Source organism: Streptomyces flavofungini (assembly GCF_041028215.1).
Taxonomy (GTDB): domain Bacteria; phylum Actinomycetota; class Actinomycetes; order Streptomycetales; family Streptomycetaceae; genus Streptomyces; species Streptomyces flavofungini_B.
The window spans coordinates 1-12,194 of the sequence record NZ_JASKYR010000151.1 but is presented as its reverse complement, the minus strand read 5'-3'; the positions used below and the strand labels follow the sequence as shown (position 1 = coordinate 12,194).

Below are 12,194 nucleotides of genomic sequence, written 5' to 3'. Positions count from 1 at the left end.
GTCTCGCCCGGGCCTCGGCGGCGCTCGACATCCAGACCGGCGGCGGCGAGGTCATCGCCTCGGCGGCCACGCTGCCGCCGCTCACCGTCGCCACGGAGGGCTGGCCCGCGAACGTCGCCAAGGCCACCGCGCTGCTGCACCCGCGCGGCGTCGCGGTCGTGGCGTCACCGGAGGACGCGCCGCTGCCCTTCGCGGACGGTGCTTTTGATCTGGTCACGAGTCGGCACCCGGTGCGGGCCCACTTCGATGAGATCGCCCGGGTGCTGCGGCCCGGTGGCACGTACTTCGCGCAGCACGTCGGGCCCGCCAGCGTCTTCGAGGTGGTCGAGTACTTCCTGGGGCGGCAGCCGGCGGAGGTCAGGAACGGGCGGCACCCGGACGGCGAGCGCGCCGAGGCCGAGGCGGCCGGGCTTGAGGTCGTGGACCTGCGGGCCGAGCGGCTGCGGATCGAGTTCTTCGATGTCGGCGCCGTCGTGCACTTCCTGCGGAAGGTGGTGTGGATGGTGCCGGACTTCAGCGTGGAGAAGTACCGTCCGCGCCTGCTCGAACTGCACGAGGAGATCCAGGAGAAGGGTGCCTTCGTCGCCCACAGCTCCCGCCATCTCTTCGAGCTGCGCAAGCCGTAGTCCGGGCGAATCGTCGTAGACCTCGGAGATGCGGGCAAGCGGCACGGATGGCACTCCCCACCCCGTACGCCACTAAATCGAAGCCTTGATTCCGCATCGTTATCAATACTGGCTCGATCCGCCCCTTCGGCTCGCGTAAGTTCAGACCAAGGCTAATTCGCGCCAGCAAAGCGGCGCGTGCGGTGCCGTGCGGCGGAGGGGGCCGCGCGGCACCGCGAGCCGTCACTCGTCCCCGCGCACGACCATCCGCGCCCTGCCCACGACGCTCCGTGCGCCCGGCGCACGCCGTTAGCGCGGAGGACATCCCGGGCGTCAAGCGCGTGCGCCGTTCGGGGGTCACTCCTGGGGGTGTCGTCGCGTCCGGCCGGAAAACGCCCCAGAACCCGGAATTCCGCGGGATATACCGGGTCTCGCAGTCGTCGCGTGATCTCGGAGAGTAGTTGTGGCGCGCCGATGCACCCGGGATCACTTACGAAGGGTTATGGTGGAAACCCCCCCTCGGGCCGGTCCGTCTCCCCCCCACGGACCGGCCCGATTTTTTTCTGTCCGGAACCGGACCGGGTGCCGGGCTTTGAGCACCCGGCACCGGACCGGGTGACCTCAGCCCCGTCCGGCCCAGATGTTCGTGCCCGGCGTCGAGACCGCGAAGGTGTCGATGGCCGTCAGCTCCTCGTCGGTGAGCTTCGGCCCGGCGAGCGCGGCCACGTTCTCCTCGAGCTGCCTGACGCTGGACGCGCCGATCAGCGCGGAGGTCATGCGCTCGTCGCGCAGCACCCAGTTGAGGGCGAGCTGGGCGAGGGACTGGCCCCGGCCCGCCGCGATGTCGTTCAGGCCGTTGAGGCGGCGGACGACCTCGTCGCTCAGGAGATTCGGGTCGAGCGACTTGCCCTGGGTGGCGCGCGAGCCCTCCGGGATGCCGTTCAGGTACTTGTTGGTGAGCAGCCCCTGGGCGAGCGGCACGAAGGAGATGCAGCCCATGCCCGCCGCCTCCAGCGTGTCGAGGAGGCCGTCGTCCTCGGTCCAGCGGTTGATCATCGAGTACGACGGCTGGTGGATGAGGGCGGGGACACCCATCTCCCGCAGCAGCCGGGCCGCTTCGGCGGTCTGCTCGCTGTTGTACGACGACACGCCGACGTAGAGCGCCTTGCCCTGCTGGACGGCGGACGCGAGCGCGCCCATCGTCTCCTCCAGCGGGGTGTCGGGGTCGAAGCGGTGGGAGTAGAAGATGTCGACGTAGTCGAGGCCCATCCGCGCCAGCGAGGCGTCGAGGGAGGAGAGCAGGTACTTGCGGCTGCCCCACTCGCCGTACGGCCCGGGGTGCATCAGGTAGCCCGCCTTGGTCGAGATGACCAGCTCGTCGCGGTACGCGGCGAAGTCCTGGGCGAAGAGCTTGCCGAAGTTCAGCTCGGCGGAGCCGGGCGGCGGCCCGTAGTTGTTCGCCAGGTCGAAGTGGGTGACGCCGAGGTCGAAGGCGCGCCGCAGGATCGAGCGCTGGGTGTCCAGGGCCTTGTCGTCGCCGAAGTTGTGCCAGAGGCCGAGGGAGACCGCGGGCAGCTTCAGGCCGCTGCGGCCCGTGCGCCGGTACTCCATGGTGTCGTAGCGGTCCGAGGCCGCGCGGTACAGAGACGTGTCGTTCATGGAACGAAAGCTACTTCAGGGGGTGGCCGGACTCCTCGGGCCCCGTGCGCCCCGGCTTCTGGGGGTGGCCCGCACAGCGGTAGGGTGTCGCCCTCGGGGACTGCCCTACGCACACCCCTTGAGGACCGCCATCTGCTGGAGGGGCTGACACACGTGAACCTGCGCGACCTGGTGTACGGACTTTACGCACGCCGGGTGGAAGGCCGCCTCGATCACGACCAGGTGCCCAAGCACATCGGCGTCATCCTGGACGGCAACCGCCGCTGGGCGAAGGCGTCCGGCGGAACCGCCGCACAGGGCCACCAGGCGGGCGCGTACAAGATCGAGGAGTTCCTCGGCTGGTGCGCGGAGACGGACGTCGAGGTCGTCACGCTGTGGATGCTCTCCACCGACAACTTCGACCGGCCCGAGGAGGAGCTGACGCCGCTCCTCGGCATCATCGAGGCCACGGTCCGCGCGCTCGTCGCCGACGGCCGCTGGCGCGTGCACCACGTCGGCGCGCTCGACCTGCTGCCCGACCGCACCCAGAGCGTCATGAAGGAAGCCGAACAGGCCACGCACGGCAACACCGGGATACTGGTCAATGTGGCGGTGGGCTACGGCGGCCGCCAGGAGATCGCCGACGCGGTCCGCTCGCTGCTCCTGGAACACGCCGAGAAGGGCACCAGCCTGGAGGACGTCGCGGAGAGCGTCGACATCGACCTGATCTCCAAGCACCTCTACACCAGCGGCCAGCCCGACCCCGATCTGGTGATCCGTACGAGTGGAGAACAGCGTCTGTCCGGGTTCATGCTCTGGCAGTCCGCTCACTCCGAGTACTACTTCTGCGAAGTCTTCTGGCCGGCCTTCCGCAAGGTCGACTTCCTGCGTGCGCTGCGTGATTACGCGGCCCGCCACCGCCGTTTCGGGGGCTGACCCGTGTACCCCCATGAGGTCGGGGTAACCCAGAGTTAACCAACGCGTCGTCATATGCCCTGGCATGGCTGCGCTTGTTCGAGGGAATAACCCTTCCAGGTCGGCGTCCCAGCAGTATCCGACAGGGGCGCCGTATCTCAGCGGGCGGCATAGGGCCGTCCGCCCGGGAGGCCCTTTGCACCAGGACGACCGTGTGGACAGCACGGGCGACATGGAGGGCCGGTTCTCGGCCCGCGCATCGCGGCCGTGTCCGGCCTGGATGACAGACGCCAGCCCGCCCGGCATCCCTCCCGTCGCTCCCCGACCTCATCCGAGGGGGTACGTCCTTCCGTGGTGACCAGCACAAAGCGCCGCATGCCCGACAGGCGCACCTATGTTCTCGACACCAGCGTCCTGCTGGCCGATCCGAACGCCCTGACCCGCTTCGACGAGCACGAAGTCGTGCTGCCGGTCGTCGTGGTGACGGAGCTGGAGGCCAAGCGGCACCATCCGGAGCTCGGCTACTTCGCCCGGCAGGCGCTGCGCCTGCTGGACGACTTCCGTATCCGGCACGGCCGCCTGGACGCCCCGATCCCCATCGGGGACCTGGGCGGCTCGCTGCGCGTCGAGCTCAACCACTCCGATCCCGGCGTGCTCCCGGCCGGCTACCGGTTGGGGGACAACGACTCACGGATTCTCGCCGTAGCCCGCAATCTCCAGGCGGAGGGGTACGACGTCACGGTCGTCTCCAAGGACCTGCCGCTCAGAATCAAGGCGTCCTCGGTGGGGCTCCTCGCGGAGGAGTACCGCGCGGAGCTGGCCATCACGGACTCCGGCTGGACCGGCATGTCCGAGCTCACGCTCCCCGGGGAACAGGTCGACCTGCTCTTCGACGAGGACAGCCTGTACGTGCCGGAGGCGGCCGGTCTGCCCGTGCACACGGGCCTCACCATCCAGTCGGAGCGCGGCAAGGCCCTCGGCCGCGTCACGCCAGAGGGCAATGTCCGTCTCGTGCGGGGCGACCGCGAGGCGTTCGGCATCAAGGGCCGGAGCGCCGAGCAGCGGATCGCGCTCGACCTGCTCCTCGACCCGGACGTCGGGATCGTCTCGATGGGCGGGCGCGCGGGCACCGGCAAGTCGGCGCTCGCGCTCTGCGCGGGCCTGGAGGCGGTCCTGGAGCGCAGGCAGCACCAGAAGGTGATGGTCTTCCGGCCGCTGTACGCGGTGGGCGGGCAGGAGCTCGGCTATCTGCCGGGCACCGAGGCCGAGAAGATGGGCCCGTGGGCGCAGGCGGTCTTCGACACGCTCGGCTCGGTGGCGGGCAAGGAGGTCATCGAGGAGGTGACCGCGCGCGGGATGCTTGAGGTCCTGCCGCTCACCCACATCCGCGGGCGCTCGCTGCACGACGCGTTCGTGATCGTGGACGAGGCCCAGTCCCTGGAGCGGAACGTTTTGCTGACCGTTCTGTCCAGGATCGGGGCGAACTCCCGTGTCGTCCTCACCCATGACGTCGCCCAGCGCGACAACCTCAGGGTGGGCCGGTACGACGGTGTGGTCGCCGTCGTGGAGAAGCTGAAGGGGCATCCGCTCTTCGCCCACGTCACGCTCACGCGGTCGGAGCGTTCGCAGATCGCGGCCCTGGTGACCGAAATGCTGGAGGACGGTCACATCTAGGCCCGTTCACGGCAGTTGCACCCCAGATGACGCCGCCCGGCAAAGCGAAGGAGCCTAGCCGGGCGGCGTCTTCGTGCGCCCCCTTTTCCGAAAAACTCCTGGAGCAAACGGGGTGTGAGCTTAAACACGCAACAGAGAATTGCCTTGCGGTGTCCGGCTGGGGCAGAGTCTCAGTCCTGTCAGGCCCCGCATGCGACACACGTGTACCCCCAGCGGTACGCAACAACAGAACTTCATAGTGGCCGTCGCATGCCGCCCGAGCACCACGCGGCGCTCCCAGCACGGGAGTTGTCCACCGGGCCCGCGCCTCCCGTGACCGATCGCAAGCGGAGGCCAGCGCCAGGGGCACGATTGCGTCCGCGAGGTCACCTATGCGGGCGATGCTGGAAGGAAACCGTGTGAGCCGGATTTCGGTCCGGGGATTCGCCGTGGCGTCCGCCACCGCGGTCACCACCGTCGGCGCTGTCGTGGGCGTTGCCTCGGGCAACACCCAGTCCTCGAACTCGAACGACTTCGAGGCAGCGGCAAGCGACGCGACGCTCCTCGCAGACATACCCGCGGGTCAGCAGGCCCAGGTCCAGACGGCGTCCCTGACGCAGCAGGCCGACGCGCAGGCCATGGCCGCCGACACCGCCGCGAAGAAGACCGCCGCGGAGGAGGCCCGTAAGCAGGCCGCCGCCTCGGCGATCGAGAAGCAGAAGGCCGCGGAGAAGGCGGAGAAGGCGGAGGCAGCCAAGACGGCCGCCGCCAAGAAGGAGCGCGAGGACAAGCTGGAGCAGAAGGCCAGCCGCTCCTCCTCCCGCGACGCCTCCAGCTTCACTCCCCAGAGCTCTTACACGGTCGCGCAGGTCCAGGCGATGGCACGGCAGATGGTCCCCGGGGACCAGTTCCAGTGCTTCAGCAACATCGTCAACCACGAGTCGACGTGGAACTACAAGGCCACCAACGCCTCTTCCGGCGCCTACGGCCTGGTGCAGGCGCTGCCCGGTTCCAAGATGTCCTCGGCGGGCGCCGACTGGCAGACCAACCCGGCCACGCAGATCAAGTGGGGCCTGGGTTACATGAACGACCGCTACGGAAGCCCGTGCGGCGCCTGGAGCTTCTGGCAGGCGAACAACTGGTACTAGGCCGCGCCCCCGGCCGTACCGCGCTCGACCTCGCGAGGCCCCTCACCGTTCTCCGGTGGGGGGCCTCGCCCGTGTACGGTCGGTCCGGACGGCTTCCAGGGGGGAGTGGTACGGAAAGACGGGGGTAGAGGACGGATCATGTCGCGAGTGCCAGGGTGGCTCGGCCGGATCGGTGCCGGACTGAGTGAGATGGGCGAGCGGTTGAACGAGCAGCGCCGCGACCACGACGCCGGCTCGGACGCCGATGAGCCGCAGGATTCCGTCAGCGGAGAGCAGGAGCACGACCATGTGCCACCGCCCCCGGCGTACGCGCCGGACATAGCGGCCAGGCCCGACCCGGTGGCCTCCATCCCCTGGGGCATGCGGGTCGCGGCGGAGGCGGGGTGGCGGCTGCTGGTCCTCGCGGGCACCCTCTGGGTCCTGATGAAGGTCATCAGCGCGGTCCAGCTGGTGGTGCTCGCCTTCGTGGCCGCGCTCCTCATCACCGCGCTGCTCCAGCCCACGGTGGCCCGGCTCAAGCGGGCCGGTCTGCCGCGCGGCCTCGCGACGGCGGTCACGGCGATCCTCGGCTTCGTCATCATGGGCCTGGTCGGCTGGTTCGTGGTCTGGCAGGTCATGGAGAACGCCAACGAGCTCTCCGGGCAGATCCAGGACGGCATCGAGGACTTGCGCAAGTGGCTCCTCAACAGCCCGTTCCATGTGACCGAGGATCAGATCAACGACATCGCCAAGACGTTGCGGGACGCGGTCGGCGCCAACACCGAGGAACTCACCTCGGCGGGCCTCGAAGGCGTCACGGTCATCGTGGAGGCGCTGACCGGCATCCTGCTCGCGATGTTCTCGACGCTCTTCCTGCTGTACGACGGCAAGCGCATCTGGCAGTGGTTTCTGAAGCTGGTGCCCGCCCAGGCGCGGCCCGGTATCGCGGGGGCGGGTCCGCGGGCGTGGCGCACGCTCACCGCGTATGTGCGCGGCACGGTGATAGTGGCCCTGATCGACGCCATCTTCATCGGCCTCGGCATCTACTTCCTCGGGGTGCCGATGGCGGTGCCGCTCGCGGTCATCATCTTCCTCGCCGCGTTCGTGCCGCTGGTGGGTGCCGTGGTCTCCGGCGCCCTCGCGGTGGTCGTCGCACTGGTCACCCAGGGTGTGTTCACCGCGGTGATGGCCCTGGTGGTGGTGCTCGCGGTGCAGCAGATCGAGGGGCACATCCTTCAGCCGTTCATCCTCGGCCGCGCGGTGCGGGTGCATCCCCTCGCGGTGATCCTCTCGGTCGCCGCGGGCGGCATGATCGCCGGTGTCGGCGGTGCGGTGGTGGCGGTGCCGCTGGTCGCCGTCACGAACACGGTCGTCGGGTATCTCCGCTCGCACGCCAGGGAGGCGGCGCTGAAGCAGGCCCCGCAGCCGCGCGGCGCGACCGCCATGGACACCGCGTCCACGGAGCCGCCCGCTCCGGAACCCTCGTCCTCGTCGACGAACCACCTGTCGTAGCGCCCCGAGGGACATACGCGAAGCGGCCCGGTCCGAAACTCAGGGTTTCGGACCGGGCCGCTTCGCGTGCGACGGGTCTCGCGTTACGCGAGGACGTCCTCGGAGTCGAGCGTGACGCCGACCGCCTGGATGACCGAGGCGATCTTGAAGGCCTCCTGGATCGTCTCGCGGTCGACACCGGCCTTGCGCAGGACCTGCTCGTGCGAGTCCAGGCACTGGCCGCAGCCGTTGATCGCGGAGACCGCGAGGGACCACAGCTCGAAGTCGACCTTCTCGACCCCGGGGTTGCCGATGACGTTCATCCGCAGACCGGCGCGCATCGTCCCGTACTCCGGGTCGGAGAGCAGGTGACGCGTGCGGTAGAAGACGTTGTTCATCGCCATGACGGCGGCGGCCGACTTGGCGGCCGTGTACGCCTCGGGGGAGAGGTTCGCCTTGGCCTCGGGCTCCAGCTCGCGCAGCACCCGCGGGGAGCGGGACGCGATGGCGCAGGCCAGGACGGTGCCCCAGAGCTGCTGCTGCGGCAGATCGCTGTTGCCGATGACCGAGCCGAGGTTCAGCTTCAGGTCCTTGGCGTAGTCCGGTACGGCGGACTTCAGTTCGTCGAGAGCCATGTCAGTAGCCTTCCGTTCACTCGCCCGAGAGGAGCGCGACCGGGTCGAGGGTCTCGTCGCCCTTGCTCCAGTTGCAGGGGCAGAGCTCGTCGGTCTGCAGGGCGTCGAGGACCCGGAGGACCTCCTTGGGGTTACGGCCCACGGAACCGGCGGTCACCATCGTGAACTGGATCTCGTTGTTCTGGTCGACGATGAAGACGGCGCGCTGCGCGAAGCCGTCCTCGCCCTCGATGCCGAGGTCACGCATGAGCTCGTGCTTGGAGTCGGCCAGCATCGGGAACGGCAGGTCGGTCAGGTCCGGGTGGTCCTTGCGCCAGGCGTGGTGCACGAACTCGGAGTCGCCGGAGAAGCCGAGGATCTGGGCGTCACGGTCGGCGAACTCGTCGTTCAGCTTGCCGAAGGCCGCGATCTCGGTCGGGCACACGAAGGTGAAGTCCTTGGGCCACGCGAAGACGATCTTCCACTTGCCCTCGTAGGTCTTGTGGTTGATCTGCTCGAACTCCGAGCCCTTCTCCAGGGAGACACAGGCGGTCAGGTCGAACTCGGGGAACTTGTCACCGACAGTGAGCACACGTACTCCTTGCGCGAAGAGAGTCCCTTTTGAGGACTTTCCTGGGGGGTTGGACTGATGTCGATGGTGGCACAGAGTGCATTGATTATGGAAATAGCTAGAGTGGGTCGAGTTGATCGGAGGTGGTTATCAGTGCGTGCCATAAATAGGGGCAAGCAGACCAGCGGCAAGCAGCCGAGCCTGGCGCAGTTGCGCGCGTTCGCGGCCGTGGCCGAGCATCTGCACTTCAGGGACGCGGCATCGGCGATCGGGATGAGCCAGCCCGCCCTGTCCGGAGCCGTGGCGGCCCTGGAGGAGGCACTGGGTGTCCAGCTACTGGAGCGGACCACGCGCAAGGTGCTGCTCTCCCCGGCGGGCGAGCGCCTCGCCTCCCGGGTGGAGTCCGTGCTCGGCGAGGTCGAGGCGCTCATGGAGGAGGCGGACGCCGTCAAGGCGCCGTTCACGGGCGCGCTGCGGCTCGGCGTGATCCCCACCGTGGCGCCCTACCTGCTGCCCACGCTCATCACCCTCGTCCATGAGACCTACCCCGATCTCGATCTCCAGGTGCACGAGGAGCAGACCTCCTCGCTGATCGAGGGGCTCACGGCGGGACGGCTCGACCTGCTGCTCCTCGCGGTCCCGCTCGGTGTGCCGGGCGTCACCGAACTGCCCCTCTTCGACGAGGACTTCGTGCTCGTCACGCCGCTCGACCACTGGCTCGGCGGCCGGGAGGGCATCCCCCGCGAGGCGCTGAAGGAGCTGCGCCTGCTCCTCCTGGACGAGGGGCACTGCCTGCGCGACCAGGCCCTGGACATCTGCCGCGAGGCCGGCCGCGCCGAGGCCCCGGTGACCACCACCGCGGCCGGGCTCTCCACCCTCGTCCAGCTGGTGGCGGGCGGGCTCGGCGTGACGCTGCTGCCGCGCACCGCGGTGCGGGTGGAGACAAGCCGCAGCAACCAGTTGCTCACCGGGTACTTCGCCGACCCCGCGCCCACTCGGCGGATCGCCCTCGCGATGCGCACGGGGGCCGCGCGGTCCGCCGAGTACGAGGAGCTGGCCGAGGCGCTGCGGGGGGCCGTACGGCCGCTGCCGGTGCGGGTGGTCTGACCCCGCACCGGCAGCGTACGACCGAAGGACCCCGCTACTCCGTGCGCAGCCCGTCGGGCCGCATCATCCGCCACAGCGGCGGAAGGCTGAGCAGCGTCACGACCGCGACGAGCACGGCTCCCGCGCCGGTCAGGGGCAGGAAGACCCACCAGTCCTCGACCGACTTCTCGATCATGCGGACCATGACGTACCCCAGGCCGAGGCCGCCCGCGACGGCGAGGGCCAGGCCGACCGCCACGGGGACCGCTGTCTGCCACAGGACCGACCACGCCATCGAACCGCGGCGCGTGCCGAACGCGGTGAGCGCGGCGAGCAGGCGCTTGCGCTCCCGGAGCTGCTCCAGCATCGAGACCAGCATGGACGCCGCGATCAGAGCCATCGTCGCCATCGCGCCGATCATGAGGCCGGTCCTGATGGAGGCGTACTGCTTGTCACGCTCGACCGCGCGCAGCGTCATGACGTCGAGGAAGGGGTCGACGCGGGCCGCGGCGTTGCGGACGTACTCCTCGTTGTCCTTCACCCCGGGGTCGACCTGGATCATGGCGAGCGTCTCGGCGTCGACCAGCTTGCCCGGGGCGATCGCGCCGGGAGTGGCGAAGATGCCGTCGTGCAGGTCGCCGCCGGGGTCGGGGCGGGCCTTGACCTTGCGCGCGTTGGCGGGCAGCGTCCACAGCTTGTGCTTGCCGCCGGGCTCGTCCCAGCTGTCGGAGTTCAGGTCGACGGGCTTGCCGGGCCGGGCCGACTGGTCCACCCATCCGTTCATCTCGGTGTCGCCGGTGTGCACGACGAAGGTGTCGCCGTCCCGGCACGAGCCGATCCGGGCCAGTTCGCGCAGGTTCGCGCAGGTTCCGACGGTCAGCTCCGTGGTGGGCCTGAGGTCGTCGTCGTTCTTCAGCCTGCCCGGCTTCACGACGTACGCGGAGACGGTGCCGATGACGTTCTTGACGCCCTTGGTGGTGCGGAACCTGTCGATCATCTGCTGGGCGAGTTCGCCGTCCCCGACGCTCGCGCGCACCTGGAGCTTGGCCCGGGCGGGGTCGTTGTCCGTGACCCGGTCGAAGTCGTCGTGCATCGAGCCGAACATCATCTGGAGGGCGATGGCGCCCGCCACCGCGACCGTGATGCCGCTGACGGCGCGGGCCGCCGTGCCGCTGTTCAACTGGAGCCTGCGGATGGCGAGCTGCCAGGGCACGGGGCCGCCGCGCAGCCGGGCCACGGCCGCCTCGACCAGCCAGGGGAGCAGCGCGGCGAGGCCGATCAGGGTGAGCGCCGCGCCCAGGCCGATGGCGTAGACCGGCGGGGTCATGTCGCCCGCGAGGCGGCCCGAGGACAGCAGGATGCCGATGCCGGCCACCGGCATGAGGACGCGCCACCAGATCCGGCGCTTGCGGGGCCTGGCGTTGCGGAAGACGCCGAGGGGCTCGATGGAGACGGACCGCAGCGAGATCAGCGTGACCACGAAGGCGGTGAGCGGGACGGCCACCAGGACGAGTGCCGCGAGGCCGGGCACCGGCGTCACGTCGGAGGCGAAGGCGCTGACCTTCCACACGTCGAAGACGCCGAGCAGTTCACGCAGGCCCAGGAAGGCGAGGCCGCCGAGGGCCAGGCCGAGCAGCGCGCCGCACAGGGCCTCGCCCGCCGCGATCCTGCGCACCGCCCGTGCGTCCGCGCCGACGAGGCGCAGCGCGGCGAGCCGCTTGTCCCGCCGGTCGCCGCCGAAGCGGACGGCGGTGCCGATGAAGATGATCACCGGGGTCAGCAGGACCACGCAGCCGAGGACGACCAGCACGATCAGGACCGGGTCCAGCGGCTTCGGCGGCTCCTTGTAGCCGAACCGGGTGACGCGGTGGCCGCCCTTGTCCTGGGTGAGGGCGTCGGAACCGGCGTAGAAGTAGAGCTCCTGGGGGTGGACAAGGCCCGGGTCGCCGATGGTGCCGGTGATGCGGTACCGGCTGAAGCGTTCCCTGAGCAGCTCGCCCTCGGAGCTGTTCATGAGGTCGCGCAGGGCGGGCGAGACGACCATCTCGCCGTCCGCGGGCAGCTTCTTGAGGCCGGGCGGCCTGACGGGGTGCCCGCCCTCGGCGCGCACGGTGTAGCCGGGTACCGTCCGGTCGCGGAAGTCGGTGTCGGCGGAGCGGGTGAGGACGCTGGTGTCGGACCGCTTGTGCTCCTTGCCGTCGAACTGGCCCTCGGCGGAGCGGGCCACCGAGCGGTCCTCGCGGTGCTGGAGCAGGTTCGGCACGGAGGCCGCGCCGAGCAGCAGCGCGACGCCGAGGCCGACGCCGACCGCGGTCAGGATGGTGCGGGCCCAGCCCGCACGGCCGCCGCCGACGGCGAAGCGTATGCCCATCAGGAGATCGCGCACCCAGGCGCTGATGCCCGTAGGAGCGGTGTGGCCGGGGTGCGGGGCCGGATGCTCCGTACGGGCCTTGGCGCGGGTGTCGAGACTCATACCGCTCGCTCCATGTCGCGC

At 69.8% G+C, this 12,194-nt stretch carries 10 protein-coding genes; 6 read left to right on the top strand and 4 right to left on the bottom strand.

The window, feature by feature from the left end; genetic code table 11:
* Nucleotides 1–626, top strand: a 626-nt coding sequence (locus AB8Z36_RS13270; RefSeq protein WP_369213467.1) for a class I SAM-dependent methyltransferase, incomplete at its 5' end; no start/stop codon positions are given.
* A 600-nt stretch (nucleotides 627–1,226) separates the two neighbouring features.
* Here the strand turns inward: AB8Z36_RS13270 and mgrA are convergent.
* Nucleotides 1,227–2,264, bottom strand: a complete 1,038-nt coding sequence (gene mgrA / locus AB8Z36_RS13265) for an L-glyceraldehyde 3-phosphate reductase (RefSeq protein ID WP_369213466.1) — start codon at nucleotides 2,262–2,264, stop codon at nucleotides 1,227–1,229.
* 153 nt (nucleotides 2,265–2,417) lie between these two features.
* On the opposite strand from mgrA, the gene AB8Z36_RS13260 reads away from it, so the two are divergent.
* From AB8Z36_RS13260 to AB8Z36_RS13245, 4 genes are all read left to right on the top strand, one after another.
* Nucleotides 2,418–3,179, top strand: coding sequence for an isoprenyl transferase (locus AB8Z36_RS13260; RefSeq protein WP_369213465.1), 762 nt, complete (start codon nucleotides 2,418–2,420; stop codon nucleotides 3,177–3,179).
* A 330-nt stretch (nucleotides 3,180–3,509) separates the two neighbouring features.
* Nucleotides 3,510–4,832, top strand: coding sequence for a PhoH family protein (locus tag AB8Z36_RS13255; RefSeq protein WP_369213464.1), 1,323 nt, complete (start codon nucleotides 3,510–3,512; stop codon nucleotides 4,830–4,832).
* A gap of 380 nt (nucleotides 4,833–5,212) precedes the next feature.
* A complete protein-coding gene (locus tag AB8Z36_RS13250; RefSeq protein ID WP_369213463.1) occupies nucleotides 5,213–5,959 on the top strand; it encodes a lytic transglycosylase domain-containing protein in 747 nt (248 codons plus the stop codon).
* Between the two features lie 138 nt (nucleotides 5,960–6,097).
* Entirely contained in the window at nucleotides 6,098–7,450 is a 1,353-nt protein-coding gene (locus AB8Z36_RS13245) for an AI-2E family transporter (protein ID WP_369213462.1), read from the top strand.
* Between the two features lie 83 nt (nucleotides 7,451–7,533).
* On the opposite strand, the gene AB8Z36_RS13240 is transcribed toward AB8Z36_RS13245, so the two are convergent.
* Both AB8Z36_RS13240 and AB8Z36_RS13235 read right to left on the bottom strand, forming a co-directional pair.
* Entirely contained in the window at nucleotides 7,534–8,064 is a 531-nt protein-coding gene (locus tag AB8Z36_RS13240) for an alkyl hydroperoxide reductase (protein WP_369213461.1), read from the bottom strand.
* Between the two features lie 16 nt (nucleotides 8,065–8,080).
* Nucleotides 8,081–8,635, bottom strand: a complete 555-nt coding sequence (locus AB8Z36_RS13235) for a peroxiredoxin (RefSeq protein WP_098244520.1) — start codon at nucleotides 8,633–8,635, stop codon at nucleotides 8,081–8,083.
* Nucleotides 8,636–8,767: 132 nt separating this feature from the next.
* Here AB8Z36_RS13235 and AB8Z36_RS13230 point away from each other — a divergent pair, with 132 nt between their 5' ends.
* Nucleotides 8,768–9,721 carry a LysR substrate-binding domain-containing protein gene (locus tag AB8Z36_RS13230; protein WP_369213460.1) on the top strand — a complete coding sequence of 318 codons (954 nt, stop codon included), beginning with the start codon at nucleotides 8,768–8,770 and terminating at the stop codon, nucleotides 9,719–9,721.
* Between the two features lie 34 nt (nucleotides 9,722–9,755).
* Here the strand turns inward: AB8Z36_RS13230 and AB8Z36_RS13225 are convergent, their stop codons facing one another.
* Nucleotides 9,756–12,173, bottom strand: coding sequence for an FtsX-like permease family protein (locus AB8Z36_RS13225; protein ID WP_440581906.1), 2,418 nt, complete (start codon nucleotides 12,171–12,173; stop codon nucleotides 9,756–9,758).
* Between the last annotated feature and the right edge of the window lie 21 nt (nucleotides 12,174–12,194).

Coding starts and splice junctions, on each gene's coding strand:
- mgrA (WP_369213466.1), bottom strand. CDS start 2,264: ATGAACGACACGTCTCTGTACCGCGCGGCCTCGGACCGCTACGACACC.
- AB8Z36_RS13250 (WP_369213463.1), top strand. CDS start 5,213: ATGCTGGAAGGAAACCGTGTGAGCCGGATTTCGGTCCGGGGATTCGCC.
- AB8Z36_RS13245 (WP_369213462.1), top strand. CDS start 6,098: ATGTCGCGAGTGCCAGGGTGGCTCGGCCGGATCGGTGCCGGACTGAGT.
- AB8Z36_RS13240 (WP_369213461.1), bottom strand. CDS start 8,064: ATGGCTCTCGACGAACTGAAGTCCGCCGTACCGGACTACGCCAAGGAC.
- AB8Z36_RS13225 (WP_440581906.1), bottom strand. CDS start 12,173: ATGAGTCTCGACACCCGCGCCAAGGCCCGTACGGAGCATCCGGCCCCG.